The sequence below is a fragment of the Pedobacter sp. UYP30 genome (assembly GCF_040547165.1).
Taxonomy (GTDB): Bacteria; Bacteroidota; Bacteroidia; order Sphingobacteriales; family Sphingobacteriaceae; genus Pedobacter.
This window is the reverse complement of sequence record NZ_JBEPPD010000005.1, coordinates 62,203-86,710: the sequence shown is the minus strand read 5'-3', so window position 1 is coordinate 86,710 and position 24,508 is coordinate 62,203. Positions and strand designations below refer to the sequence as shown.

Here is a 24,508-nt window from a genome sequence, read left to right as displayed (position 1 = left end):
TTGATTTTGGTTCTCAAGAAGTAGTTCAGATTTAAAAAGCCAAACTAAACTGCCAATAATATACCTATATTCATTCTTGCCTTACTTCCTTCTTATTTTAGTAAGGCGGGGAATGGTAAAACAATTAATGCAAACATTCCAAAAAAAAATCTGCGTAAATCAGCGAGGTCAGCGGGAAAAGACAGTAGAATAGCTCGCAGATGATACAGACAAGCGCAGAAAAAGACCTCTGCGTAAAGTCGGCGAGATCAGCGGGAAGTATTAAAACAGCTTTGAAAACATTTAAAGTAGGCGATCATGTAAAATGGAACTCAGAAGCAGGGCGCGTTTCTGGAAAAATAATAAAAGTTCATCATGCAGATTTTCAGTACAAAGACTACACGCATCACGCAAGCAAAGAAGATCCGCAGTACGAAATAGAGAGTGATAAATCAGATCATATTGCCGCGCACAAAGGCTCTGCACTTTCAAAAGTTTAAAGTTTTCGATAGCTAAGCTTGCAGAAATAGTGTCGGGGTAAAGTTTAGATATCCAAAATAACCAACGCTTCTAGTATAACATTTAAAGGGATTTTACGCTTTAATCTGATAGATAATTCTACTAATTATTCCATGTCGCACAAGTACATGTACATACGAGATTTACATGCGGGATAAACATTCCGCAAATTTTGAAAAAAGCAGGGTGGCTTTTCAAAAACGACAATGTCAGAGATTCTATTTTTTACGTTTTATCTACAAACTTAAATTGCTATTTATTCGTATGTTAAAATACACGCACAAAGGTTTTTATACCTTTTGTTTTTATCTTAAAATTATGAGACTTATAAAAAATAGTTTGCTCGCCGCCTCGTTAATGCTCGCTATGGGCTGTGCCGATGCGCAGAACGGAAGCCAGAGCACAGATTTTGCAAAGTTGCCTAAACCTGCAACCAACGAAAAAGTAGCCACCTTTGCCGGTGGATGTTTCTGGAGCCTGTCAGAAGGTTTATCAGAGTTAAAAGGGGTAGATAAGGTGGTTTCTGGCTATGCAGGTGGAACTACCAAAAACCCAACTTACCAGCAGGTGAGCAGTCGAAATACTGGGCATGCAGAATCGGTACAGGTGTATTACGACCCAAAAGTGGTGAGTTATGCCGAGCTGGCTAAATCTTTTTTCTACGCCCACAATCCTACAGAATTGAACAGGCAAGGGCCAGATGAGGGAACGGATTATCGTTCGATTGCCTTTTACAGAACGCCAGAAGAAAAGGCAACGTTAGATAAGATAATTCAAGAAATCAATCAATCTCATCATTATCCAGATAAGATTGTAACTCAGGTTGTGCCATATAAAGTTCTATATCCAGCCGAAAAATACCATCAAGGATATTATAGAGTGCATCCCGAAAGTCGGTACATTCAAGGTGTTTCTGAACCGAAGGTAGAAAAGCTTAGAGCGAATAGACAAGCTTATTTAAAGCCTCAATTTAAGAATAAATAACTGGCTGTATATTGCGTTTTGCTTAGTCGCAGAATATTTTTACTTTTAGCTTTCGAAAATAACATACTCGATATTTGCAGTCTGTTGATAGAGAGAAAGTTATTAAGCCAATCTAACTATTTAAATTGGTTCACAGATAAATCATACATGAAATCATCAAAAGTATTCTTGGCAGTTATGGCTATTGGTTTTAGCTTAGGTTTAGCTTCTTGCAAAAAGTCCAAACCAATTTCAGAAAACCCTCCACCACCGGTTGTAGAACCAACGCAGCAAACCGGAACTCGTGGGCAATTAACGGCAGATTCTATTTTTCTATACGCTAAAGATTTATATTATTGGAGAAGTGATTTGCCAGATTATGCAACATTTAATCCAAGGCAATATACCGATAACGATAAAGAGCTATATGCGCTCAGCCAAATTTCAATAAATCCATCAACAGCACAACCGTATGAGCTTGGACCGGACGCTGGTTACCCAAAATATTCTTACATTGATTATGGTATTGACGGTGGCAAGAAAAGTGCACTAAAGGCTGATTTAAGTGGAAATGCAGATGATTACGGTTTTTCTGCGATCTTCAATACTCAGACAGATCTTCGTGTAAAATATGTCTATCCGAATTCTCCTGCGGCAAAGGCTGGCTTAACACGAGGGTGTAGAATTACGAGCGTGAACGGCCAAGGCGACGTAAGTTATACAAAGGATAATTTGATTTTTTTAAACAAGGCTTTATTTGGGGATAATGCATCGGTAGATTTAAAATTTACAGATTTGGCGGGAGCAAACAAGACGGTTACTGTAACACGAGCTACTTATACGGAAAATCCAATTTTATACACCCACGTTTTTACAGTTGGCACCAAAAAAGTTGGCTATTTCGTGTTCAATAGCTTTACAAATAACGCAAGCGCCCAAATTAATGCCGCTTTTGCAGATTTTGCATCTAAAGGGGTAACAGAGATGGTGGTAGATTTACGTTACAATGGCGGCGGCTTTGTTTCTACAGCCGCACAAATAATCAATTTACTTGGTCCTACTGCGCAAAATGGCAACACCATGTTTACCTATTATTACAGCCAATATCTGCAGAATTTGACTGCGGCTCAGAAAAAAAAATCAATTTTGATCCGTCAGCCAAATTTAGACAATCAAAGAAATTTGCAACTTTCTGATGGTTATCTTAATGGCAAATACGCAACGTTAGCAGACATAAACTATTCGCCCACTTTTGCAGATAACATAGAGAAATTCCAGACAGCCAGTTCGCACAATTTTTCGCGCGTTTACTTTTTAGTTACAGGTTCTACCGCTTCTGCTAGCGAGTTGACCATAAACAGTTTGAAACCCGTTATCGATGTCAAACTTATCGGTTCTACCACCTACGGCAAGCCAGTCGGGTTTTTCCCCGTACATATAGATAAGTTTGATTTATACATTCCCGAGTTCGAAACCAAAAACCAACAGAATGTAGGCGGTTATTATGCAGGTTTAAATGTGGATAAAGAAACATCAGAAGATCCTACCAAAAATTGGGGCGATTCTACCGAAACACTGTTGGGCTATGCATTGCAGTATGCAAAGGCAGGCAATTTTACGTTACCTCCAGCTAAATCTGGCAGTTTAAAACAGCAATCGGTTAAATTAGCGGCTAAATTATCGCCACAAGAATTAAGGGCAGTTTCTGCCTCGTTAGATCAAAATGCGTTTCAAGGCATGGTTAGAGATAGAAAGTAAACTAAAAGTAAGCAGCAAGTACTATAAAAGTATTTTGCTGCTTACTTCTTTACTGATGCTAATATAGCCAGGATACTTTATAGGCGTATTCCCGATCATAAAAGTTGGACGTATTTTTATAGTTAAAAGCCCTAAACTTTCTTCTTTGTTAGAGCCTTTCTTGGAGGCTTTCATCACATCGTTCAAAATATCTTGGTTGGTCAATAATTTGTAGACATTACTTCGTATGCTAACAGGAACTACTGTTTTTTGCCCCTGTACAATATTTACCACTTGATTTACAGTTCCTTCTGCCAAGTCTGTGTTATTTACCAATATTTTGTAATCGAATTGGTTAATGGCAGCGGCCACGCCAGATGGATTGGTAATTTCTAAGTTTACGGTAGCATCTAGCGGAATGTCTTTTCTTAATAAACCCAGCGCTACTCCAGGTAAATTGCTTAGGTTAAAGTTGCCATTGTCAAACAGCTTTTTTATGTCTGTTCCCGCAAGCCTTGCATTGTCTACGCTAGTTATTTTATATTGGCAGTCTTTTAATGCTTTAATTTGCTGCGCTTGTTTGTTCACACCACAGCTAGCCATTCCTAGCGTAAATAAAATCAACACAATATTTTTTCTCATACCTACCATAACGGCAAAGTACGCAAACTATTTTGCAGTTAGCAAAATGCTTTTTACCTTTAAAAAAAATGAATAGAATGGCTATTTTAATCAGAAAAATAGAGAAAAAAGATAACGAAGCAATCGCAAAACTTATTAGAGCAGTTTTTGTAGAATTTAAAATCGATAAACCAGGCACTGTTTACACTGATCCGACTACCGATTCGCTTTTCGAACTTTTTGAGAAAGATCAATCTGTTTTTTGGTTGGCAGAAAAAGACGGGGAATTGCTTGGTAGTTGCGGCATTTATCCAACAGATGGTTTACCTGCGGGTTGCGTAGAGTTGGTTAAGTTTTATGTATCGGCGTTGGCGAGAGGGGAAGGAGTGGGCAAGGCTTTATTAGAGAAAAGCATTACTTCCGCCCAACATTTTGGCTATAACGACATGTACTTAGAATCCTTTCCAGAGCTTTCTACCGCCGTTTCTATTTATAAAAAAGCCGGCTTTAAGCTGCTTTCAGCTCCTTTGGGAAATTCCGGTCATTTCGCCTGTAACCTTTGGATGTTGTTGGTGCTTTAGGCAAGGCATTTTCTGCATAAAGTCAAAGAAGTAATTATTTATCATCATCCAATTAATTAAATGTTTAACTAAGTTTGAAAAAAAAATAGAAAATGCAAGAGAGCAATTCACTAAACCAAGTAGCCGAATTTCATACCACGTTTAAACACCCTGTTTTAGATAAACCTCAAATTCCGTCAAAGCAGCGTGCAAATTTGCGTATCTCGCTATTGGCAGAAGAGCTGAAAGAACTAGAGGAAGCGGTAAATGCAGACGATTTAACTGAAGTTGCAGATGCGCTGTGCGATTTGCAATATGTGTTGGCAGGCGCCATTTTAGAATTTGGTATGGGCGAAAAATTTAAAGAATTATTTGATGAGGTACATCGTTCTAACATGAGCAAGGCTTGTAAAACCGTTGAGGAAGCAGAACAAACGATGAAGTTTTATCTCGACAAAGATAAAACTGAGGCTTATTTTAAAGAGGTAGACGGCTTATTTTTAGTTTTTCGAAAAGGCGATGATAAGACCTTAAAATCTGTAAATTATTCTCCGGCAGATTTGCCTACTATATTAAATAAATAGTCTTAAGTGGCAGAGCAAGCTATAATTTTTTTCGATGGTGTTTGTAATCTATGCAACGGATGGGTACAATTTGTGCTTGCCCGAGACGAGAAAAAGTATTTTAAGTTTGCCACTTTGCAAAGCGATTTCGCCAAGAACGAGCTGTCTAGATTTGAGGTTGATTTAGATGCATTGAAATCCGTTTTGTTGTTAGAAGACGGAAAGCTTTACAGTAAATCTACGGCAGCGCTGCGTATTACAAGGCACTTAGGTTCGGGATGGCCAATCTTATATGGTTTTTTAGTGGTCCCGAAGTTTATAAGAAATGGTGTTTATAATGTTGTCGCTAGGAATCGCTACAAATGGTTTGGAAAACAAGAAAGTTGCTGGATACCGACGCCAGAGTTGAAGAGTAGGTTTTTGTGAGTGAATTCAATAGGTAATAATTTAGTCCACGTTCTCTCACTAAAATCTCCATCTACTTACTCCATCGTCAACAGAATTTTGCCAATGTGCTCGCTGCTTTCCATTAATTTATGGGCCTCGGCCGCGTCCTTTAATGGGAAGGTTTTGTAAATAATCGGCTCTATCTTTTTATCACCGAACATCGGCCATATATTTTCACTCACTCCCTTAGCAATCTGGGTTTTTACGGCAGCAGATTGGGGCTTTAAATAGCTGCCTGTTAAGGTTAGGTTTTTGCTCATAATGGTACGGAGATCTATATGCACGTCGGTACTCGTCATTCCATTTATATAAATCAGACGACCTTTTTTATCAAGAATTTGCAGATTCTTTTGAGTGTAATCTCCACCGACCATATCTAAAACCACATCTATTTTTTCATCTTTAAAAACGTCTTCAAAAGCTTCTTTTTTGTAGTTTATTACTTTACCCAGATTCATTTGATTTATAAAATCTAGTTTTTTATCACTCCCAACGGTCGTATATGTCTCGCAACCCCACGCTTTAGCCATTTGTAAACCCATGGTACCAATGCCGCTAGTGCCACCATGTATTAGTAGTTTTTCACCAGGCTGCAGTTTCCCTAAATAAAAAACGTTAAACCAAACCGTAAAAACTGTTTCGGGAAGTGCAGCAGCATCTGTCAAACTTACTCCATCGGGCTTAGAAAGACAATGAGAACTGTCAACAGCGACAAATTCTGCATAACCGCCGCTTGCAATAAGCGCGCAGACTTGATCTCCAATTTTCTTATCGTTAACGCTTTCGCCAATTTCTATGATCTCACCAGAAACCTCTAAGCCGGGGATTAATAATTCATCAGATGATTTGCCATAAGCATCCGTATTTTGACGGGTAAGCACATCACTACGATTTACACCAGCAGCTTTCACTTTAATTAAAACTTGGTTCTTTTCTGGATTTGGCTTTGGAATTTCGATGAGTTTTAATACTTCTGGACCGCCTGCTTTGGTGATATGAATCGCTTTCATTTTATTTAATTTTTTGTGTTTTAATAAACAAAAGAATCTAAGATTAGTTTCAAAGAAATTATGTTGAATTGGGCTGACTAATAAGACCTTCTGACGAATTCAGCATTTATAAACAGAACTTTTTTATGTCTTTTAAGTTTATCTAAAAACTTGTCTTTTGAATTACTGGATCAAAATTTAGAAGCAAATTCGAGTGACTTCATTTTTTTAAAAAAAAGAAAATTTTTCAAATGGCAAAACGTGGTTTGGTTTGGTTTAAAAATGATTTACGGTTGCGCGATAACGAAGCACTAACCAATGCGCAAGAAGAATGTGTCGAGCTATTATTTTTCTATTGTGTTGAGAAAACAAATTTTGAGCTTCTTAAGCTTGGTTTCCGAAAAGCTGATGTTGTTAGGTTTAAGTTTTTAGAACAGTCTGTTCTTAATTTGCAAATTAATTTACAAAAGCTAAATGCGAATTTAATCATCGGCAAAAACTCCGCAGTGGAGACTTTGCCCAAACTTATCGAAGAATACGACATTACAGATGTTTATGCAGAAGAAGAATATGCAAGCGAAGAATTGAGCCTAATTGCGGCCGTTAAGGAAGCTTGCCCAAATACCCATTTTCATTATTTTTGGGGCAAAACACTTTATAATAAAGATGATATTCCATTCGAAATTGATAAACTTCCGCTTACTAGTAAAGCGTACCGAATCCCGACAGGGCAAAAATCCGAGCCTCGAAAAACCTCTGATGCGCCTACACAATTAAATTCCTCTGCAAAAGCGAAAAGCAATTCGTTTCCATCTTACGAAGTTTACGGTTTTAGCAAAACTGAATATGATAATGCGAATCCATTTGTAGAAGGTGGAGAAACCGCCGCACTCGAAAGGTTGCAATATTACACCTTTAAATCTGAGCTTTTAACTGGTTATAGATGGAGTAGAAATAGGTCTGATGGGTTGGATTACAGCTCCAAATTTTCTCCATATTTGGCTTTAGGTTGTATTTCGGCGCGAGAAATTTATGAAACTGTAAAAGACTACGAAGCAAACGTTAAGAAAAATCAAAGTACGTGGTGGTTGGTTTTCGAATTGGTATGGCGAGATTATTTTACTTTTAAAGGGATGCGTTTTGGAGATGAAATCTTTTACACCAAAGGCTATAAAAATAAGGAGATCGAATGGGAGAATGACCCAATAAAATTCGAAAAATGGTGCCTTGGTAAAACCGGAATTCCTTTCATCGATGCGCACATGCGGCAATTAAACGAGACAGGTTACATGAGTAACCGCGGCCGCGTAAATTGTTCGAGTTACTTTGTGCACGATTTAAAAATAAACTGGACATGGGGCGCTGCATATTTCGAAAGCAAATTGATAGATTACGATGTAACTTCTAATTGGATGAATTGGCACATGCAAGCTTTCGAAATTTGGTACACTAACCCAGTGCATCAATCCAATAAATATAAAGCACAAGATTTTATAAGAAAATGGATTCCCGAACTAAGCGGTAAAAACAACATCGAAGTGCTAATTCCTTGGGAATGCGATATCCCCGAGTATCCGAAGCCAATCGAAGTTTATAAAAAATGGACTAGGGCAATTAATTTGATAGAGAAATTGGAAGTGTAGAAACGAAATGGTGGCCTCTTGTTTCGTTTTTTTTAGGGGGAACGACGAAGCAATCTTTTAAAGAGAAAACTTCTAATCGAATAATGCTTTTATCGTATTCATCGGCAAAAACATTTTTCGGCTATCTGGAAGTTTAATAAATCCATACCTATCATAAAAGCGTTCCGCGTTTTCGTCAATTGGGTCAACTACAACCGCAAATGAGCCAATACTTTTAGAAATCTCGCAACTCCGCTTTAAAGCATCAACTAGCAATAGTTTTCCAACCCCTTGGTTCTGGAATTTAAGATCTATCGCCAATCGTCCTAGAAGAGTGGTAGGTATCGATTTGTATGAAGATGGTAGTTTCTTTTGGAATTCAATAGGAATTAATTCTTGAAATAAACTGTTATTCGCCAACGTATAATATCCTTTTAACAAGTCTGTTTCTTTATCTTTTAAAACGAAGCAGGTAGATAATTTTCTTTTAATGTCTTGATTTGCTTGTTTGTGTAGATAATCATCAAGCATAATATTTCCACACGAAAATTCTTTTTTCCGATGATCAGAATTTAGGTGCTCTGTTAAAACGCTCATTTTTTTAAAAGCGCATTGTATTCAATCGTTGCCTGAACTAGATTTTTGTTTGGTTTCGGCGCATTAGTAATGGCATCAAAAAATATTTCACTGTCTTTTTTTGATGCGATAATTTGTTCTCGTTCGGATATAATTTCTTTAGCTTTTTCTTGAACTGTGAGAACAACAAAATCAGTTAAACTTCTGTATCCGCCGATTAGAGCTGCGCGTTCAAAGAACTCTTTCTGTTCCTTAGATAGTCGAGTGTCAAATCTAGCTTTATCGTTATTCAATGCTATAGTTGCCATAGTTCAGAATTTTTATAATACAAATGTACGCTTAATTTCCGTACAAAATATATTTTTTGAAAAGTCGATCGAAATGTTTTTTGATTTTTATTTATCTACAACAATTTAAAATAGATGCGCTAAATTTTAATTTCTGCACAGCACCATGTGGGTAATCAATCCCGCTCTTATTTCCTTCTCTCCAAATACTTAAATATTGCAGAAAAATCCATTCTGCCCATGCGATCTTTATTGGCTGCTGCAAAGATTTCTTTGGTAAGATTTGCGATGTACAAAGGTTGATTCAATTCATAAGCCGTAAGTGTAACCAAATGCAAATCTTTATGCATCCACTCTAATGGAAATTGAACGTCGTAATTGTCATTTTTAATTGCTGCTGCTTTAGCTTTTGTAAATGGGGCAGATACTGGGAGGTTTGGCAAGAAATCAAGCAAGAAATCTTTATCAATTCCCATTTTTTCGCCTAACAGAACCGCTTCTGCAAAAATCAACATAGATTGGGCGAGCATCATATTAATCAACATTTTTAGCGAAGCACCCTTGCCGGTATCGCCAACGTGGGTAACCTTTTTTCCCATCATGTTCATAAATGGTTCTGCTTCTTTAAGTGTTTCTTTGTCGCCTCCAACTAAAAATAGCAATTCGGCATTTTGCGCAGGAATTTTTGAGCCCGAAACTGGCGCATCTAAAAATCGAATGTTGTATAATTTCGCTTCCGCGGATGCTTCCAAACTAAAAGACGGATTTACCGTAGAACAATCCGCCCAAATGGCATTTTTCTTCATAAAACTTAGCGTGCCATTTTCTCCAAAAAATACTTCGGTAACTGCTTTTGGGGTAGAAAGCATGCTAAAAACTATGTCTGCATCTTTAACAGCATCTTCTAGGGAATCTGCAACCATTACATTTTTGCCAAATGAACTATTTTCTATTTTGCTTCTATTATAAACCGTTAATTGTACGTTGTTCTTAGCTAAGTTGGAAGCCATTTCGGTTCCCATAATGCCTAATCCTATAAAGGTAATGTTCATGTTTTACGAATTGGAAATTATTATTTATACGCTGTTTTTTTGAATGCTAAGATAGCGTTTGGTTCTAATTCTCGCTGGTTTCATTGTCGAACAGTTCTTGTAATTTTTGTTGTAAAAGCTTTTTGTCAGGTAACTGTGTTTTATACTCTGCAACCATTGTTGGCGAAAGATTTCTACTTAGCGCATATTTAACAACTTCACTGTCCTTGTCTTTACACAACAAAACTCCGATACTCGGATTTTCATTAGGTTTCTTTACGTCTCGGTCTAACGCTTCTAAATAAAAGTTCAATTGGCCTAAGTGTTCTGGTTTAAACTTGTCTGCCTTTAATTCAAAACAACCAAACATTGTAATCCACGATGATAAAAAAGAAGGTCAATAAAAAAATCGCTGTTACTTGTAACTTGTATTCCTGGCCGATGAAAAGAAAATCCTTTCCAAGTTCGAGAATGAAATTTTTCATTTGTCTAACAAGGCCGCTTTGCAACTCATTTTCGCTATGAGGCTCAGTTAAGCTCAAAAACTCGAATACGTAACTGTCTCTAAAATTGTTTGTTAAGTCTCGGTTAAATTCTCTCAACACTGGTGAGAGTTTTGTATTCCCTATCATTGTCCGTTCAAAAAGGCTCGCGGAAATTTGTCTGTCAAGTTCTCTTTTACTGTAATTTTCTTGTTTTACAAGTTTTAGGTAAAATTCTCTTTCGTCAAAGGTCTTGCACCTAGAGAAAATCAACATATTATGTGTCCAACTTAATTCTCTCACCAGTGGTGAGAGTTTTGGAAAGTCTTTGTAAGTTTCGTAAAACTGTTTCATTCTCCAAATATTTTTGTCGGAGAATCCTTTTATGTCGGGCTCGTTTTGTTGAATATGTTTTGCCAGCTCCGTCACCACAGAGTCGCCCCATTCTGATTTTTCAAGTTTAATGCTAACATGTTCTCCTATGTTCCAATAAAGATTAATCAGCTCAGCATTTACGGCTCTAATAGCATTCGCCCGAGATTGTTTAATAAGTTGAATGATGTCCGTAAAACGGTTATCCATAGTTTTTTAGTGAGCCATAAATTTAACTCTTTTTTTTTTTTGATAGTTTAAAATGGCTTTTTAACATTAAGGCTAACATTAGTCTGTCTAAAAATAGCTTTTATTCTACAATAGCTTTTAAGGAGAGAAAATTAGCATATCATGCGTCTCACTAATGCTCTTACCGGTGGTGAGAGTTTAAGGATGGGCTATTACTGAAAGCCGGCTTATTTCCTCATATATTATCCAGCAGTCATTGCCGGAATTTTAGAACTCCTGAAATCTTTCTTGTTTTGAGTAATTATAATATCTGTTTCATTATCCATTGCGATAAAATATCAGCTTTCGTTTCTCTCTTTCATTTTAATAAAGTTTAAAGGCGTCATTACTGCAATCGCCGAGTTGCGATAATCCTTTACGTTTCGAGTAATAATTGCATCTAAATCTTTGACTTTTAATGCAGATGAATATTGGATAGAATCTTCATAATCTGAAAAATCATTTTTTAATGCTTGTACAATTTCAACTTTTGTCGTACCAATTATTTCTGTCATTTCAGTTAATTCCTGAATAACTTCGAGTGTCTTTTTTGTGCCTAAAAATCGTCGTACGATATAGTAAATATTATTAATGCTGACCGCAGATAAGTAAAGAGTTATAATTCCAAGTTCATTGAGCTCGAAAAGCTCGCTTGCTGAATTTGCATGCGGTTCTCGATCTGTAAAAAAATCGATAACCACGTCAGAGTCTATAAAAAGCTTATATGCCATATTTTTTTGAAAGTTCTTCCGTTAAAATTTGTTTGTAGTCAAACTTGTCGTCTGCCTTTATAATTCCTCTTAGCTTTCTAACATTAGGAGAAAGTTGTTTCTCTTTAATTTTATTTCGACTTAACGTAACAAATTTGAAGTAGTTTTCTACCATTTCAGATAGGCTTTGGCCTTTCTCTTTTGCATATACTTTTGCAACTTCTATTACTTTCTTTTCGATGGTTAAAGTTAATTTAGTATTCATCTCGCTTCATTTTCAATAAAGATACGTGTTTAGTTTTAAATTTTAGACACGTGTGTATTGAAAAGAATGAGGGTTGGCGTTTGGCGAGTTGGGTGTTATTTCACACGCGGCACGCGTGCGCCATTTGAGTTTTCAAGACAGTGTTATTGTTTTCACTTCCCATCCTTCGTCCAGTCTTCGATAATAATATGGTCTAGCCTGCTAAGATGTGCAGTATTGTTTGTTACCATTATCATCTTATTTTCAACGGCCGTTGCACCGATTAAAATGTCGAAGTCGTCAATCAGTAAGCCCGTTTTACGCAACTTAGCTTTTTCTAACGCATAAATGTTTAAGCAGTTATAGATTGGAATAATGGCAAATTTTGAGATAAAGTCTTCGACAACAGCTCTCATTTTTTCTGGTGTTTTACTGTTTGCAACTCCATATTTCAATTCAGCCACGGTCATTTCTGAAATGAAACAATTTTCTTGACCAATCTCTAAAATTTTTTTATTGAGGTCGAAAAGACCCTTAATAAAATAAATACAGATATTCGTGTCTAAAAGATATTTGTTCAAAGCAGTACAATATTTCGGTTTGAAACTCTCGATGAGCGAATTTCTGCTATGATTTCATCAGCACTATCGTCCGATTTATAAGCTCCAAATAAAGATTCCAATGAGGTAGTATGGGTTTTCTCAGTTTTCAAAGATTGGGAAAGTTGAGAAATAAGGTCAAGTTTGCTATCTGCATTTAGATTCTTTAGCACACCGAAATAATAATCAGCATAACTTATATTTTGAGTGTTGGAATTCATTTTTTTAAGTTTTATTAAAGTTACGAATTTTTGAATAAATCAACGGCTCATTGTTGAGACGATGTATAGCGCCTAAAAACTTCTACTAAAGCTAAAAACAGGTTTTACTAAGACAAAATAAATATATTATATCTCCAACTAATTGCGCTCAAGGGTGTTGCGATTTTTGGAAAGTCGAGAGTTTACTAGAAGTCGCTTTACTTCCTTAAATATTATCCAGCACTCATTGCCGGAATTTTAGCATTCTGGTTGTCTTTTTTGTTTCGAGTAATTATTATATCTGCTTCGTTATCCATTGCGATAAAATATCAGCTGTTAAGCATGCTTCTTGTCGATATAATTTCTGTACTCAATTCGCTCGTCGTAATCACTTGGAATTATTTCTGTTAAACTTTCAACTAAAGGGCTAACTGTCGACTTTGTTTTTGACGCTTTAGTTATAGAATTAAGGTAGTTTTCTATAAGTTTAGATAAGCTTACGCTATGACTTTTAGCATACGTTTTAGCTTCTTCTATTATTTCCTTATCAAGATTTAAAGTGAGTTTCGTGTTCATAATAAATTAATTTACGCTTGCACGTGTAAAGTTAATGGATTATCACGTGATATTTTGGCTATAAAGATTTTTTTGTGATTTCTCATGAAGGGTTGGTAGAAGTTTATGGTGTTAATTCACACTCGGCACGCGTGCGCTAATAGTCGCATATAATTTCCCGATATCTTTTGGTCTCACTAATTTATTTGCAATAGCTAAAAGCGCAATTGCCTGCACTTTAGTTACTGTAGGGAACTCATTTAAAAATTTAGCGAGCGAAACACCAACTTGCAAATGGTCAAATAAACTTTCTACAGGAACACGCGTACCCTTAAAGACAGGCTGCCCGCCTAAAATGTCATTGTCAACAGTTATGAGCTCTTTAACATTCATAAAACGAATTTACGAAATTATTATTTGAGAATATCTGGAGAGACTTCTTCTATTCTTCCGGGAAGCAAATCACATGCGGTACGCGTGTGCCGAGAGGGATATTTCATCAGAATTGACTTTTAACATCATTATTGCTCGTTTGCGTGTTATCTCACACCCGGCACGCGTGCGCCATTTGAGGTGTGTTCAATCATTTATAAATTCTTAATTACAAGTAGTTGTATGAAGTCATTTAAGCTGAGTATTTTTTGATTTCTAGCTAAAGATATTTGGTGAGTCGCCCTGTCAGTAAGTAGTTCAAGTGTTGGGCCGCTAAAGTAAATGTAAAAATCTCCATCTAAAGAAGGAACGTCATGTAAACCATATTCAACCAATTTGCAGCCAAGGCCTATATTAAAAGCCCATCCCAAAATACAGGCTACATTTTCCAATTCAATTTTTGGTAAATTTTGAAAATTATTCATTGCTATAGCCTTGGCAGTTCCAATCTCCAATATATGTGTTAGGTAAGTAACGATTAAAATATTCTGATCAGTACGGACACAGTTCTGTATTTCATGCTTATGAAAATTATCGAACAGCCTGCCGACCATGCTACTTATAAAAAAATCAATCTGGCTGAAATCAATCTGATGATTATAATTAGCAAATCCAGAAAGCTCAAGAAAAAAAAGCTTTTCACGTATTGTCATGGTTTTAAGATGTTAATATGATTAAAAGTATGCTCATCAAAGACTATCTTTCTGAGTACTATTAAAGTTTCAGGAAAGGTATCGTTTAGTTGAATGCGAATTTTATGGGCACCTCTTCTTTTGTTTTCAGTATTTAATAGATAAGCACCGTGTAAAACTTCGAATATAGAATCGAAGCTGAAAGAGCCGAAAGATTGAGATATGTTCTGATACTTTTCGATTTCTGTGAGAGTTTTAGCTCCAGCAGCATTATCTCCGGAGCGATATTCGCAATATCCTTTCAAAGACAGCAAGCTAAATTTTTCCAATAAATCGCAAGGTAATTTGATAATTTTATCAACATGTGTGGTTATGTTTTTATATGCTAGTACAATTTTAAATTGCTCAACTTGCTGAATTAGTCGCAACTTAGTGATTTTTTTAGCCTTTGTCGAACTGCGATATACATCTTCATTATTGAAGCCCTGGGAAAACTTCACAACAGAGTTGTGAAGTTTAATATCATCTGTAGTCAACGCTCTTTTTAAATATAGTCCATCCATATTTCTACACCTGCTCAAGGCCACATAAGCCTGTCCACTATCCCAGGTGCCGTTGCCCAAATCAACAATTATCTGGTCAAAACTTAGACCTTGACTTCTATGTATGGTTATAGCCCAACCAAGTGCGACAGGAAATTGGGTGAATCTACCACGTTCAATTGGGATAATTTTTTCTTCCTCTTTGTTATATTTGTATTCAGTATTCGTCCAAGAAACTCTTTCAACACTAACAACTTTACCTTTTTCGAGTAGCACGGATAATTCGTCTTTACCTAAATCTAAAATAGTTCCAATTGATCCATTGACCCATCTGCCTGATGGATCATTTTTAGTCAAAACTACTTTTGCTCCCCGCTTTAATTCAAGGTTGTGAAGTACAGGTAAATTTTTAAAAATTCCTAAAATATGTCCCAAATAACTTTGAAGTGGCGAAGCTAACTTAGCTAATTTTTCACTATTCAATTCCTGAACTTTAGATTTTTGAGTTGCTATCGTAATGATGTCTTCTGGTAAATTTTTCTTTAGCACCGTTCGCCCATTGATTATTGATAGCATTTGATTGTCTAACTTATTGAGGCGAATGGAATCGAGAATAGAGATGAACAGGGGGTCTTGTTGTCTGTATACCTTTAGGAGTTCTATTGTCAGTAACTCACATTTGCTAAAAACTAAGGCCTTAAAAAAGAAGAGACTGGAGTATATCTTTTCTAAGATTTCAAAGTCTTGTTCTTTGACAATTGGAGGTAATTGAAAACTATCTCCAACCAAAAGCAATTGAACGCCACCGAAGGGCAGAGATGATTTTCGGTAAAACCTTAATGTTCTATCAATACCATCAAGCAAGTCTGCCCTTACCATTGAAATCTCATCAATTATTAAAAGTTCAAGTTTATTTATTATTATCCTCTTACTCTCGCTAAGAGTAAAACTAATTGGAACAGAGGGTATTAATGGGCCGAAACCAAATTGAAAAAACGAATGAATTGTCGTGCCCGAGATATTGATGGCTGCGGCTGCGGTTGGTGCAAGCGCAATAAAACTTTTTTGGGTGGTTTCCATAACCTGCAATAATAGGCTTGTTTTGCCCGTACCCGCTCTGCCAGTGAGAAAAACATGATCATCCATTATTTCTAGAATATGAATTACATCCTGCGCTTCACTGTTTTCAGAAAAGTCAAATAGCATTTGTATTACAGAATAATATGTCCTTGACTAACTAATATTCTTTCTGGCACACTCATGGAAGAATAACGTAAAAATTTTTTGTAAAAATCTAGATGACCATTGAAACTGTCGAATATTGGTAGATCTAATTCAGATAGGACAATGGAGGCAGACTTCGTTAGGGAGTATAAATTTGGTTCGTTGTCCAGTATTTCCTTTTTAAAATTTTCGGTTAGCACTATAACTTTCCAAATTAGGGCTTGGTTAGGGATTCCTTTTTGAAGTTTTGAAATATCAACAGCATCAAGTAAGAATCTTAAACGTTCTTGGAGTGTCGTTTTATAAATTAGCATGTTATTGAATACAGAAATATCCCCATCGTATTTATCTGATTGTTTTTTAAGAGTTAAACTATCCATAGGAGCGCTAGTTTTAGAATTGCAATATAAGACTAATTAATTTGAATTTACAGAGGGCTAATGTGACGAAAGTCGTTTTACTTACTTTAATTCTGTGAGCTTAACTAATGAGGGTTTGGAAGTTAACGAAGACTTGCCAAGATTATCATAATGATGTACATATATAACCAATTGAAATGCTTTGTATGCACATTGCAGAAAAGTATCTCGAAGTTCTTGTCCTTGATTGTCTGTGAAGGGGACCATTTTGTCTGCATCAACTATTGCGCATGTCAAAATCAGCATGGTATCCAGATAGCTATCAAGATCATGATCTATAATTCTGTTAAATTTTTCAACATGCTTATCACAGGATGCTAAAAAAGCCTCTAACAATGATTCGGAGCTTAATGGTTTGTCTTTAAGAAAATTTATTTGGAATTCAATATCTTCAAAAAATTCTGAGGCTAGGATTGAGTTTGAAACTGTGCCAATATTAAGGGGTTTTCTAAATTTTGCTATGTTTAGCATGTCCGGCCGAGAATTATCATTTGGCACCTTAATTTTCAATACTCGGCCGTTTAATGTATATGTTTTTGTTTCCATCTTTCTTGATTAAATTATCCTGAATGCAATGATTCTTATTATAAAAACTTAAATACAAGAGACCTAAGTGGTACTCTAAATTAGTTTTCATCACAAATACTTATTTCTAGTCTTATTGTATCCACTCACCCCAACAATCCCCTCCAACTCACTTGCTCCCCAATAATCTTCCCTAAATCTGCAATGGCAACACGTTCTTGCGCCATGCTATCTCGGTGTCTAATTGTAACGGTATCGTCTTCTAAACTTTGATGATCTACGGTAACGCAAAAGGGAGTTCCAATGGCATCTTGTCTGCGGTAACGTTTTCCTATCGCATCTTTTTCTTCAAACGTACAATTGAAATTAAATTTTAGCGTATCCATAATTAAGCGGGCTTTTTCTGGTAAACTCTTACCCTTTCAGTTTTTTCATCGATTTACTTTCCATTAACGATTTCATTTGCGTAATGGCTATTTTATTGAGCTGAACAAGGCGCCCCTTAACAGACAAGCTTTGTTGAATAAGTAAAGCGTTGATGCCCTCCAAATTACTTAATACAACCAACTGTTCTAAGGTTGAAAAATCTCTAATATTGCCTTTTAGATTGGGATTACTTTCTCTCCATTCTTTTGCTGTAATTCCGAAAAGAGCAACATTTAAAAGGTCTGCTTCATTTGCATAAACAAAATTTGCTTGCTGCTTTGTAATTTCTTCAGGTATTAAATTTTCTTTAATTGCATCTGTATGTATTCGGTAATTAATTTTAGAAATAGTTCGTTGCAAGTTCCAATCTAGCTTCAAACGTTGATTTTCATCTTGTTTGAGTCGTTTGAATTCCGTAATCAAATACAGTTTGAACTCTGATGAAATCCAAGAGGCGAACTCGAAAGCAATGTCGATATGGGCAAAAGTTCCTCCATATCTTCCCGATTTCGAAATAATTCCTATTGCGTTTGTGCTTTCAATCCATCTTTGTGGAGACAGAACGAAATAATTGCTTCCTGCTTCATTTCTAAACCTATCGAATTCGAGAGGTTTAAAATCAGCGTTATTCAGCTTTTCCCATAGTCCTAAAAATTCGATGGAACTTCTGCTCCGCATCCAATTGTTGATGATCGAAAATGGCTCTTTCGGATTTCTATACTTTGCAATGTCGGTAAGTGAAATATATTCTCCTATTTCCTTATTAATGAAGGCGATTTCAGTTTCCTGAACGATTATTTTCGATGTTGATTTTGCCATACCTTATTACTTTTTTCGCTCATTATTACCCCAACAAATTCTTCCAACTCACTTGCTCCCCAATAATCCTCCCCAAATCTGCAATGGCTACACGTTCTTGAGCCATGCTGTCGCGGTGCCTAATCGTAACGGTATCGTCTTCTAAACTTTGATGATCTACGGTAACGCAAAAAGGAGTTCCAATAGCATCTTGTCTGCGGTAGCGTTTGCCAATGGCATCTTTTTCTTCAAACGTACAGTTGAAATCAAATTTCAAAGTATCCATAATTAAGCGGGCTTTCTCTGGCAAACCGTCTTTTTTGGTTAATGGGAAAATGGCCACTTTAACCGGCGCTAAAGCAGGGTGAAGATGTAATACGGTTCTGCTGTCTTGCTTCTCGTCGGTGCTTAAATCTTCCACCTCAAAAGCATTAATCATCGTAAGCAAAAACATACGGTCTAAACCTATAGAAGTTTCTATCACATAAGGAATGTAGTTTCCATAAGGTTTGCCCTCTTCGTTTAAGTCGTTGTCGAAATACTGCATCTTCTTGTTAGAAAACGCTTGGTGCTGACTTAAATCAAAATCTGTACGGCTGTGAATGCCTTCTACCTCTTTAAACCCAAACGGAAACTCAAATTCTATATCTGTTGCAGCATTTGCATAATGTGCTAGTTTCACATGGTCGTGGAAACGGTATTTCTCTGCGGGAGTTCCTAAAGCTTTGTGCCATTTAAGTCTGGCTTCCTTCCAATATTCAAACCACTTTTGGTCTTCACCAGGCCGAACAAAGAATTGCATTTCCATTTGCTCAAACTCGCGCATGCGCATAATAAACTGGCGTGCAATCACTTCATTTCTAAAGGCTTTTCCAATTTGGGCAATACCGAAAGGAATTTTCATCCTTCCCGATTTTTGCACATTTAAAAAGTTTACAAAAATTCCTTGTGCCGTTTCCGGACGAAGATAAATTTCGTCGCTACCTTCTGCCATTGCGCCAAATTGCGTGCTAAACATCAAATTAAACTGTCGTACATCTGTCCAATTTTTTGTGCCACTTACCGGACAAGCAATTTCATGCTCTTCAATTAAAGTTTTTAATTGCGGCAAGTCTTCTGCCTGCAAAGCCGTATCCATATCGCTTTGCAACTTTGCTGCTTTGTCAGTTTTGCCATCTTTTTCATATTTGGTAATCTTGTCTTCTAACAATTGATCTGCACGGTAACGTTTTTTAGAATCTTTGTTGTCAATCATCGGGTCGTTAAAACCATCAACGTGCCCGCTAGCTTTCCATATTTTTGGATGCATAAAGATTGCCGAATCAATTCCAACAATATTCTCGTGCATCTGCACCATTGCTTTCCACCAATAGGTTTTGATGTTGTTTTTTAATTCTGCGCCGTTTTGGCCGTAATCGTAAACAGCGCTAAGGCCGTCGTATATTTCGCTGCTCTGAAACACAAAACCGTATTCCTTGGCGTGCGATATTACATTCTTAAATTGTTCGTCGTTATTTTTCTGTGCCATATTAAGGGCAAAGATAATAAAAAGGCTATGATTACTTTAGTGTCTTTAAGGGCGTTTTAATTAATGTGGTTCAGCAAAAAAAGCGGTGGGGTTGTTTATAGAAATCTTAATTAAGTTGCTTTCTTTCTTAGTTTTAACCTCATTTAAAATTTTGAAAAATAAAAAAAAACATAATGGTTGTAAGCGTGTTTCTCTACTAAATGGCGCAATTGCACATAAAATTGGTTCGATTGTTGCTCAGATTGAAAAATTAACAATTATTTAAAAACCCTTAAAAAATTACATGATGAAAAAATTACTATTTACATTATTGGCAGCAGCTGGTATCGCTGGTGCTGCAAATGCACAAATCCAAAAAGGAAATGTATTGATCGGTTCAGACATTTCCAACATTAGCTTTCAGTTAGACAAACCTAATGCATTCAGTTTCAACATCAACCCCAAAGCCGCATGGTTTATACAAGATGGTTTAGCTATAGGTGGAGATGTGAACTTAGGAATTGAAGCTCCGGGAAAAGGCTTAGGAACGACTATTAATTATGGTATCGGCGCATTAGGTCGTTACTACGGCTCTAAAGGAGCTAACGAATTGGTTAAGCATTCTCGTTTTTTCGCTGAGGCTACAGTTGGTATCAATGGCAGAAATTTATCTGGCGGGGGTTCTACTAATGGTTTGGGTTTGAGTTTTGGCCCTGGTTTTGCGTATTTTATCACTCCAAACATTGGTTTAGAGACTTTACTAAAATATAACGGAACAGTTGGTTTCGGAAGCAGTGCTTATGCACATGGTTTAAACCTAGGCGTAGGTCTACAGATTTATCTTCCAGGCCGTGCAACTGCTAAGAAAGTTGCAAATGACATGAACTAAGCGATTCTAAAAATCTTTTTAAAAAGGATGTTCCATTTTTGGAGCATCCTTTTTTTGTTTAAACAGATTGAACTGAGCCATGAAAGTTTTTGATGCAGATAAAAATTTGCATCTTTGGATGTGAGTATCGTAGTAGAACATTTGTCTAAAAATTTTGCCAATCAAAAGGCAGTTGATGATGTGAGCTTTGAGGGAAGGACAGGGCGTATTTTAGGCTTTTTGGGGCCTAATGGCGCAGGGAAATCTACTACCATGCGCATGTTGACAGGCTATTTAGCGCCCAACAAAGGCAATATTAAAATTGCAGGCTTCGATATCCGTTCAGCGCAAATAGAAGCTAAGAAAAACATTGGTTATTTGCCCGAAAATACCCCACTTTATACAGAAATGTATGTTAAGGAGTTTTTAACGTTTGTAGGGCAAACCTATAAATTGCAAAATTTACCTCGCAGAATTGCTGAGGTAATAAAAATGGTGGGCTTAACGCCAGAACAACATAAAAAAATTGGGACGCTTTCTAAAGGCTATCGCCAGCGTGTTGGACTTGCGCAAGCCATTCTACATGACCCAAAAGTGTTAATTTTAGATGAGCCGACCACTGGTTTAGATCCTAACCAACTGGTAGACATTAGAAAGCTGATCAAAGATCTTGCTGTAAATAAAACGGTAATTCTAAGTACCCATATTATGCAAGAAGTAGAGGCCATTTGCGACGATGTAATCATCATTACCAAAGGAAAAATTGTAGCAAACGCTCCATTAGATGTCCTAAAGAAGCAATTTGCTCCATTAGGATTGGAAGAAATATTTAAGAAACTTACCTTGTGAGAAACATAATGAAAAAGACTTTAATTGTAGTATTTGCCGCATTACTGTTTTTTGGAACAGCGAAGGCACAAATTTTAAAACTAGGTGTTGGGCCAGAACTCGCTGTGCCGTCTGGCAATTCATCAAACATTTCTAGTATCGGTATTGGCGGATATGTGAAATTTGAACAAGAGGTTGCGGCAAAAGTTTCCATTACCGAAACGGCAGAGTTGGCTACTTTTTATGGAAAGAAGTTTTTAAATATCCGCTCGCAAAATCTTTCCTATTTGCCGGTTAAACTTGGGCTGAAATATTTTCCCAGCGAGAATTTTTATGCCGAAGGCCAGGGTGGTATGGCTTTTCCGGTTAACAACGGTGGGAAATCTAATTTCACTTGGGCACTGGGTATTGGCAGTTTTGTAAAAAGCAAAAGCAACGATGCGCAGTTTGATATCGGATTAAGGTATCAGGCGCTCACAAATACCATCCAACAGACTATTGAAACAAACAATAGAACCAATTTTAGTTACATTGCTTTGCATGTTGGTTACGTTTTTGGGTTTTAAGATAACACATTGGCCAGCTTGATAAAAAACTTACATGTTCGCAGTATTTAAGAGAGAGTTTTTTGGGTTTTTAAACGGCATGGTCGCTTATATGGCTATTGGCATTTTCTTACTGGTAAGTGGGTTATTGCTGTGGTTTTTTCCAGATAGCTCTTTATTAGAATACGGATACGCAGAATTGGGTGGGTTTTTTAGCTTGGTGCCGTATCTATTTATGTTCCTAATACCGGCGATAACCATGCGTTCTTTTGCCGAAGAACGAAGGGAAGGAACTTATGAGCTTCTCGTTACCAAACCCTTAACGCTTTGGCAAATTATTTGGGCAAAATATTTGGCCTGCTTTTCTCTGGTTATTCTGGCCTTGCTGCCTACATTGATCTATTATTATTCCCTTTATCAGCTCGGTTTTCCAAAAGGCAATATAGATGCCGGCGAGGTAATTGGCTCTTATCTAGGTTTAATTTTGCTTGGCGGATGCTTTACCGCCATTGGTATTTTTGCCTCTACGCTTACAAAAAATCAGGTGGTTGCCTTTGTTATTTGCGTTGCGCTTTGTGCATTTGCCTTTTTGGGTTTCGATTATAGTAGCGAGTTTTTGTCGCTCCAAAATGTGGGAGGTGCCATTAAGGCATTTGGCATCAATCAACATTATCAATCGGTAAGTAGGGGAGTCTTAGACACTAGAGATCTTACCTATTTTCTAAGTTTTATCGCTGTTTTTTTAATGGGCAGCAAACTGATTATGGGAGGGAAAGGATGAGGCGGCCAATAGTACAATTTTTAATTTTAATTGTTGCGCTTGTCGCGATAAATGTTTTTGGAAATCGCTTTTTCCATCGTTTTGATTTTACGGCCGATAAACGCTTCACCCTGAATGAAAAAACCAAGAAGCTGCTGCATGAGAACAAAAAGCCGATTACCATTACCGTTTTTTTAGATGGAGCCTTGCCACCTGCTTTTAAGCGGTTACAAACCAGTGTAAAAGATTTGCTTGCAGAGTATAAAAGCTACTCAACAGGTACTGTAAAGATTGTTTTTGTAGATCCACTAGCGGGTTTAAGCACCAAAGCGCAAGATACAGTAGTGAACAACCTCTATCAAAATGGAATAGAAGCTACCAATTTGAGTGTTAAGACAGAAAGTGGGCTTACCCAAAAATTGGTCTTTCCAATGGCCATGCTAGAGGCAGATGGAAAGCAGTATCCCGTTAGGTTATTCCAAAATTTTGATACCGGAAAAAGTTATGATGAAAACATTAACCAATCTATAGAAAACTTAGAATACACGTTTACCTCTGGCTTAAAAAAGTTGTTTAGCGGCGTTAATCCGCGTATTGGTTTTACAGAAAGCAATGGCGAGCTGAGCGATTTGCAACTTTATGACGCCCTTCATACGCTTTCTAACAGTTATGTAGTTGGCAGGGTAGATTTAAACACCATAACTAAAGCGGGTTTAGATGCGTTGAAAGTTTTGGTTATCGCAAAACCGAAAAAGCCGTTTAGCGAGGCCGAAAAATATAAAATAAATTATTTTGTGTTGAATGGTGGGCGCGTAATTTGGAGCATAGATCAGGTAAATGCCGAATTGGATAGCCTTAGAGGGCGAAATGGACAAATGGTGGCGGGCAACGACCTGAACCTAAACGACATGCTTTTTATATATGGAGCTAGAATAAATTATAATATCATTGCCGATGTAAACTGTGGCGAAATTCCGGTTGCCACGGGCAATGTTGGCGGGCAGAGCCAAATTCAATTGGTGCCCTGGCTATATTACCCTATTTTAATTCCAGATAGCTCAGTTGCCCTGGCAAAAAAACTCGATGGGATAAAGTCTGAGTTTCCAAGTACCGTAGATACCATCGGCGTTAAGGGAATTAGAAAGCGATTTCTATTAAACACATCTGAATATAATAGGGTGTTTGATGCACCTAAACTGTTTAGTTTAAACATGGTTGCAGAGCAACCAGATCCTAAAAAGTTTAGCCATATACCGCAACATGTGGCGGTTTTGTTAGAAGGTAGTTTCCCTTCTGTATTTGCAGGCAGGCCACTGCCCAATGGTATAAAGGCAGCTTACCCCATGCCGCTTAAAATTAAAGCTGCAAAAATGGTGGTTATTGGAGATGGCGATGTGTTTAAAAATCAGGTGGTAGAGAAAGACAATTCGCCATTGGCCCTAGGTTTTGATAGGTATACACAAAAAACCTATGGCAATAAAATTTTGCTTCAAAACATAGTCGATTATTTTACCGATGCCGATAATTTGATTACTTTAAGAAACAAAAAACTTAAGATTAGGTTGTTGGATAAAGAGAAAATTAGGACAGAAAAAGGGAAATGGCAGTTTATTAATGTTGTTGCGCCACTCTTGTTGTTAGTTTTATTCGCAATTTTTCAACATTATTACCGCAAATACAGGTACGCAAGATAATTTTTATATTTTTGAGGAAGACTA

The 24,508-nt window shown here is 36.9% G+C and carries 31 protein-coding genes and 1 pseudogene; 12 read left to right on the top strand and 20 right to left on the bottom strand.

From position 1 onward, the window contains the following. The first annotated feature begins 200 nt into the window (after positions 1–200). The 3 genes from ABIB40_RS07735 to ABIB40_RS07725 all read left to right on the top strand — a co-directional run bounded on the left by ABIB40_RS07735 (position 201) and on the right by ABIB40_RS07725 (position 3,219). Complete coding sequence (locus tag ABIB40_RS07735; protein WP_354357691.1) at positions 201–479, top strand: hypervirulence associated TUDOR domain-containing protein; 279 nt, start codon at positions 201–203, stop codon at positions 477–479. Between the two features lie 337 nt (positions 480–816). Beyond that, the gene (gene msrA, locus ABIB40_RS07730; protein WP_354357689.1) at positions 817–1,482 is read left to right on the top strand and encodes a peptide-methionine (S)-S-oxide reductase MsrA; all 666 of its coding nucleotides are present in this window, start codon (positions 817–819) and stop codon (positions 1,480–1,482) included. Between the two features lie 147 nt (positions 1,483–1,629). Then, entirely contained in the window at positions 1,630–3,219 is a 1,590-nt protein-coding gene (locus ABIB40_RS07725) for a S41 family peptidase (protein ID WP_354357687.1), read from the top strand. A gap of 21 nt (positions 3,220–3,240) precedes the next feature. Here the strand turns inward: ABIB40_RS07725 and ABIB40_RS07720 are convergent, their stop codons facing one another. After that, positions 3,241–3,840, bottom strand: a complete 600-nt coding sequence (locus ABIB40_RS07720; protein WP_354357686.1) for an LEA type 2 family protein — start codon at positions 3,838–3,840, stop codon at positions 3,241–3,243. A gap of 77 nt (positions 3,841–3,917) precedes the next feature. Between ABIB40_RS07720 and ABIB40_RS07715 the strand changes: the two genes are divergently transcribed. From ABIB40_RS07715 to ABIB40_RS07705, 3 genes are all read left to right on the top strand, one after another. Beyond that, positions 3,918–4,400, top strand: a complete 483-nt coding sequence (locus tag ABIB40_RS07715) for a GNAT family N-acetyltransferase (protein ID WP_354357684.1) — start codon at positions 3,918–3,920, stop codon at positions 4,398–4,400. Between the two features lie 92 nt (positions 4,401–4,492). Next, complete coding sequence (locus ABIB40_RS07710) at positions 4,493–4,963, top strand: pyrophosphohydrolase domain-containing protein (protein WP_354357682.1); 471 nt, start codon at positions 4,493–4,495, stop codon at positions 4,961–4,963. 6 nt (positions 4,964–4,969) lie between these two features. After that, on the top strand, positions 4,970–5,368 hold the full coding sequence (locus tag ABIB40_RS07705; RefSeq protein WP_354357680.1) for a thiol-disulfide oxidoreductase DCC family protein: 399 nt from the start codon (positions 4,970–4,972) through the stop codon (positions 5,366–5,368). Between the two features lie 56 nt (positions 5,369–5,424). Here ABIB40_RS07705 and ABIB40_RS07700 read toward each other — a convergent pair whose 3' ends face one another. Then, complete coding sequence (locus ABIB40_RS07700; protein WP_354357678.1) at positions 5,425–6,399, bottom strand: NAD(P)H-quinone oxidoreductase; 975 nt, start codon at positions 6,397–6,399, stop codon at positions 5,425–5,427. A 230-nt stretch (positions 6,400–6,629) separates the two neighbouring features. On the opposite strand from ABIB40_RS07700, the gene ABIB40_RS07695 reads away from it, so the two are divergent. Next, on the top strand, positions 6,630–8,021 hold the full coding sequence (locus ABIB40_RS07695) for a DASH family cryptochrome (RefSeq protein WP_354357676.1): 1,392 nt from the start codon (positions 6,630–6,632) through the stop codon (positions 8,019–8,021). A 72-nt stretch (positions 8,022–8,093) separates the two neighbouring features. On the opposite strand, the gene ABIB40_RS07690 is transcribed toward ABIB40_RS07695, so the two are convergent. The 18 genes and pseudogenes from ABIB40_RS07690 to ABIB40_RS07605 form a co-directional block, all read right to left on the bottom strand. Then, a complete protein-coding gene (locus ABIB40_RS07690) occupies positions 8,094–8,597 on the bottom strand; it encodes a GNAT family N-acetyltransferase (RefSeq protein WP_354357674.1) in 504 nt (167 codons plus the stop codon). Then, a complete protein-coding gene (locus ABIB40_RS07685) occupies positions 8,594–8,884 on the bottom strand; it encodes a type II toxin-antitoxin system TacA family antitoxin (RefSeq protein ID WP_354357672.1) in 291 nt (96 codons plus the stop codon). Before ABIB40_RS07685 ends, ABIB40_RS07690 begins: the two co-directional genes overlap by 4 nt. Before the next feature lie 167 nt (positions 8,885–9,051). Continuing rightward, positions 9,052–9,915, bottom strand: a complete 864-nt coding sequence (locus ABIB40_RS07680; RefSeq protein WP_354357670.1) for an NAD(P)-dependent oxidoreductase — start codon at positions 9,913–9,915, stop codon at positions 9,052–9,054. A 64-nt stretch (positions 9,916–9,979) separates the two neighbouring features. Beyond that, on the bottom strand, positions 9,980–10,264 hold the full coding sequence (locus ABIB40_RS07675; protein WP_354357668.1) for a PDDEXK nuclease domain-containing protein: 285 nt from the start codon (positions 10,262–10,264) through the stop codon (positions 9,980–9,982). Beyond that, positions 10,248–10,958 carry a PDDEXK nuclease domain-containing protein gene (locus ABIB40_RS07670; protein ID WP_354357666.1) on the bottom strand — a complete coding sequence of 237 codons (711 nt, stop codon included), beginning with the start codon at positions 10,956–10,958 and terminating at the stop codon, positions 10,248–10,250. Before ABIB40_RS07670 ends, ABIB40_RS07675 begins: the two co-directional genes overlap by 17 nt. Before the next feature lie 317 nt (positions 10,959–11,275). Then, positions 11,276–11,707: a type II toxin-antitoxin system VapC family toxin gene (locus ABIB40_RS07665; protein ID WP_354357664.1), complete on the bottom strand. Its 432-nt coding sequence runs from the start codon at positions 11,705–11,707 to the stop codon at positions 11,276–11,278. Then, positions 11,697–11,951, bottom strand: a complete 255-nt coding sequence (locus ABIB40_RS07660) for a DUF6364 family protein (RefSeq protein WP_354357662.1) — start codon at positions 11,949–11,951, stop codon at positions 11,697–11,699. The genes ABIB40_RS07665 and ABIB40_RS07660 overlap by 11 nt, the downstream gene beginning before the upstream one ends. 152 nt (positions 11,952–12,103) lie before the next feature. Continuing rightward, complete coding sequence (locus tag ABIB40_RS07655; RefSeq protein ID WP_354357660.1) at positions 12,104–12,511, bottom strand: type II toxin-antitoxin system VapC family toxin; 408 nt, start codon at positions 12,509–12,511, stop codon at positions 12,104–12,106. Beyond that, a complete protein-coding gene (locus ABIB40_RS07650) occupies positions 12,508–12,750 on the bottom strand; it encodes a hypothetical protein (protein WP_354357658.1) in 243 nt (80 codons plus the stop codon). The genes ABIB40_RS07655 and ABIB40_RS07650 overlap by 4 nt, the downstream gene beginning before the upstream one ends. A 315-nt stretch (positions 12,751–13,065) precedes the next feature. Then, positions 13,066–13,305 carry a DUF6364 family protein gene (locus tag ABIB40_RS07645; RefSeq protein WP_354357656.1) on the bottom strand — a complete coding sequence of 80 codons (240 nt, stop codon included), beginning with the start codon at positions 13,303–13,305 and terminating at the stop codon, positions 13,066–13,068. 111 nt (positions 13,306–13,416) lie between these two features. Further along, positions 13,417–13,677 (bottom strand): DUF433 domain-containing protein, encoded by a 261-nt coding sequence (locus tag ABIB40_RS07640; RefSeq protein WP_354357654.1) that lies wholly within the window; start codon positions 13,675–13,677, stop codon positions 13,417–13,419. Positions 13,678–13,871: 194 nt separating this feature from the next. Next, positions 13,872–14,369, bottom strand: coding sequence for a hypothetical protein (locus ABIB40_RS07635; protein ID WP_354357652.1), 498 nt, complete (start codon positions 14,367–14,369; stop codon positions 13,872–13,874). After that, positions 14,366–16,096 (bottom strand): ATP-dependent DNA helicase, encoded by a 1,731-nt coding sequence (locus ABIB40_RS07630; protein WP_354357650.1) that lies wholly within the window; start codon positions 16,094–16,096, stop codon positions 14,366–14,368. The genes ABIB40_RS07635 and ABIB40_RS07630 overlap by 4 nt, the downstream gene beginning before the upstream one ends. 5 nt (positions 16,097–16,101) lie before the next feature. Then, positions 16,102–16,494, bottom strand: a complete 393-nt coding sequence (locus ABIB40_RS07625) for a hypothetical protein (protein WP_354357648.1) — start codon at positions 16,492–16,494, stop codon at positions 16,102–16,104. An 81-nt stretch (positions 16,495–16,575) separates the two neighbouring features. Beyond that, complete coding sequence (locus ABIB40_RS07620; protein ID WP_354357646.1) at positions 16,576–17,079, bottom strand: hypothetical protein; 504 nt, start codon at positions 17,077–17,079, stop codon at positions 16,576–16,578. Between the two features lie 125 nt (positions 17,080–17,204). Next, positions 17,205–17,480 (bottom strand): annotated as a pseudogene (locus tag ABIB40_RS07615) (His/Gly/Thr/Pro-type tRNA ligase C-terminal domain-containing protein); the annotation flags it as partial. Further along, entirely contained in the window at positions 17,473–18,303 is an 831-nt protein-coding gene (locus ABIB40_RS07610; protein WP_354357644.1) for a KilA-N domain-containing protein, read from the bottom strand. The pseudogene ABIB40_RS07615 and the gene ABIB40_RS07610, both read right to left, overlap by 8 nt. Positions 18,304–18,328: 25 nt before the next feature. Next, positions 18,329–19,810, bottom strand: coding sequence for a glycine--tRNA ligase (locus tag ABIB40_RS07605; protein WP_354357642.1), 1,482 nt, complete (start codon positions 19,808–19,810; stop codon positions 18,329–18,331). Between the two features lie 283 nt (positions 19,811–20,093). On the opposite strand from ABIB40_RS07605, the gene ABIB40_RS07600 reads away from it, so the two are divergent. The 5 genes from ABIB40_RS07600 (at position 20,094) to gldG (ending at position 24,484) form a co-directional block, all read left to right on the top strand. Beyond that, positions 20,094–20,678, top strand: a complete 585-nt coding sequence (locus ABIB40_RS07600; RefSeq protein WP_354357640.1) for a hypothetical protein — start codon at positions 20,094–20,096, stop codon at positions 20,676–20,678. A gap of 120 nt (positions 20,679–20,798) precedes the next feature. Then, entirely contained in the window at positions 20,799–21,506 is a 708-nt protein-coding gene (locus tag ABIB40_RS07595; RefSeq protein ID WP_354357638.1) for an ATP-binding cassette domain-containing protein, read from the top strand. Positions 21,507–21,514: 8 nt separating this feature from the next. Continuing rightward, the gene (locus ABIB40_RS07590) at positions 21,515–22,051 is read left to right on the top strand and encodes a hypothetical protein (RefSeq protein WP_354357636.1); all 537 of its coding nucleotides are present in this window, start codon (positions 21,515–21,517) and stop codon (positions 22,049–22,051) included. A gap of 34 nt (positions 22,052–22,085) precedes the next feature. Beyond that, positions 22,086–22,811, top strand: a complete 726-nt coding sequence (gldF, locus tag ABIB40_RS07585) for a gliding motility-associated ABC transporter permease subunit GldF (RefSeq protein WP_354357634.1) — start codon at positions 22,086–22,088, stop codon at positions 22,809–22,811. Next, a complete protein-coding gene (gene gldG / locus ABIB40_RS07580) occupies positions 22,808–24,484 on the top strand; it encodes a gliding motility-associated ABC transporter substrate-binding protein GldG (RefSeq protein WP_354357632.1) in 1,677 nt (558 codons plus the stop codon). Before gldF ends, gldG begins: the two co-directional genes overlap by 4 nt. Positions 24,485–24,508 lie beyond the last annotated feature (24 nt).